Genomic DNA, 1,846 nt, shown 5'->3' with positions numbered 1-1,846 from the left:
GCCTCTACCATGACGGCAGCAGCCGCCCAATCTTCTTGCGTCACAACTCGAAGATCATCGGGCGGCTGTCCTACGTTACGACCGATGCCTGCCGCTCAGGTCACGTTCTACGACTGCCGTACTAGGCACCCGCACCGATTTGGCGCAGGGTTCTACTGGTACTTGCATGGTGGACGTTACTGGCCCATATTACAACCCAAATGTGCAGCTCAGTGCGCTACAAGCCCTCCTCCGCAAGTTGCCCGAGCCCGATGCACCGCCACCGCCAAGCCCCGAACGTCGACAGCCGCGACGAACCCGCCGGCTGAGCGACGACCAGGTGCAGCAACTCGTTGACGACTACCTGGACGGCTCTACCGTCTACCAACTAGGCGAACGCTTCGGTGTCTCCCGACAGACAGTGAGCAGGCTCCTCAAGCGTCACGGTGTGACAATGCGGATGGCCGGCATGAGCCAAGAACAGATCGACGAGGCGGCGAGGCTCTACGAAGCAGGGCAGTCACTTGCCCGCATAGGCGCACACCTTGGGTTCAACGACATGACCGTACGCAGCCGCCTCATCGAGAGGGGCGTGAAGATGAGGCCGCGGCAAGGAGGGAAGCTGAGCAAACGTCACGAGGATAATGAATTCGAGAACTGAATAACGAGCGACTTCTTTGATGGCCTCTCCGACCTAAAGGCTTTCCCGTAATGGTGGAGGCGTGGGACCGGGCGTGCCGCGGTGACGTGCCGCCCCAAGCCGGATCAGTCGGCCGTCGCCAGGTTGTGCATGAGGGCGATGCCGCGGGTGGCGTGGTGGACGCCGTCGCGTTTGCGGCGGCAGTTGCGCAGGATGTTCCACCACTTCATGTGCGCGAAGGCGTGCTCGACGCGGGCGCGCACCCGTTTGTGGACGGTGTTGAGCTCGTGCTGCCAGGCAGCCAGTTCGCCGCCGTCGCGGGGCCGCCGGTAGGGCATGATGACCTGCCGGTTTCCCTGGTAGCCACCGTCGGCCATCACGTGCGCACCCCGGCATGCCCGGTCCGCGCCGGAGTCGCGGAAGGCGGTGCAGTCGTTGTGATTGCCCGGGACCGGGCGTCCGACCGCGACCACCAGCCGGGTGTTGGCGTCGATGACGACTTGCATGTTCACCGAGTACCGGTAGTTCTTGGACGAGGCGGTGACCGTCCGGTCGTGGACGGGCACCAGCGTGCCGTCCACGATCAACACCGTGTCCGGGCTGTGCCGGCGGGTGACCGGGGCCAGTGCGAGCAGCGGCGCCAGGTGGTCCACGACGCGGTGCGCGGCGGACTTGGACACCCCGAACAGCAGTGCGACCTGCCGCAGTGTGAGGTTGGTGCGGTAGTACACCGCGATCAGCAGCACCCGGTCGGCCAACGGCAGGCTCCACCGCCGCCCGGTCCCGGTCTGCTCACCGCCACGACCTGCAACAACCCGCACCAGACGCCGGAACTGCCGTACCGACAGGCCGGTGAACACCGGCACCCACTCGTCCCGATCGGCCCTGATCACCCGCTCCACACCAAGATCAACGACCTTGGTCGCCTGACGTTACGGGACAGCCTTTAGAACTGGGCAGCGCTTCAGAATTGGCTAGACCGGTAGAGGGTTATTCAGAACGGCTGATGACTGGCGCGAAGTTGAGTTGACCCGGACGGCGTTTTCCTGGCGCCTTCGTCGGCGCGTCGCCATGAATGAGCAGTGGTCCTCATAGGTAGACGGTACTACATTCGCAGTTCTTGGGGGATGGGATCTCCGCGCTGCCGGTAGTGGCTGATCAGAGCGCGGGTCTGGTGGGTTCGGCGGAACAGTGACCAGTGCAGGACGTGGTCGATGGTGGTGGCGG

Annotated in this window: 2 protein-coding genes; one reads left to right on the top strand and one right to left on the bottom strand. The window is 64.4% G+C overall.

What is annotated here, in order from left to right; translation table 11 throughout:
- Positions 1–319 precede the first annotated feature (319 nt).
- Positions 320–640 (top strand): helix-turn-helix domain-containing protein, encoded by a 321-nt coding sequence (locus HUX53_RS40695; protein ID WP_255204925.1) that lies wholly within the window; start codon positions 320–322, stop codon positions 638–640.
- Positions 641–744: 104 nt separating this feature from the next.
- On the opposite strand, the gene HUX53_RS04585 is transcribed toward HUX53_RS40695, so the two are convergent.
- Complete coding sequence (locus HUX53_RS04585) at positions 745–1,521, bottom strand: transposase (protein WP_176401921.1); 777 nt, start codon at positions 1,519–1,521, stop codon at positions 745–747.
- Positions 1,522–1,846 lie beyond the last annotated feature (325 nt).

Source organism: Actinomadura sp. BRA 177 (assembly GCF_013372625.1).
GTDB lineage: Bacteria > Actinomycetota > Actinomycetes > Streptosporangiales > Streptosporangiaceae > Spirillospora.
Note: the sequence above shows the minus strand (reverse complement) of the source record. Positions and strands in the feature narration are given on the sequence as shown.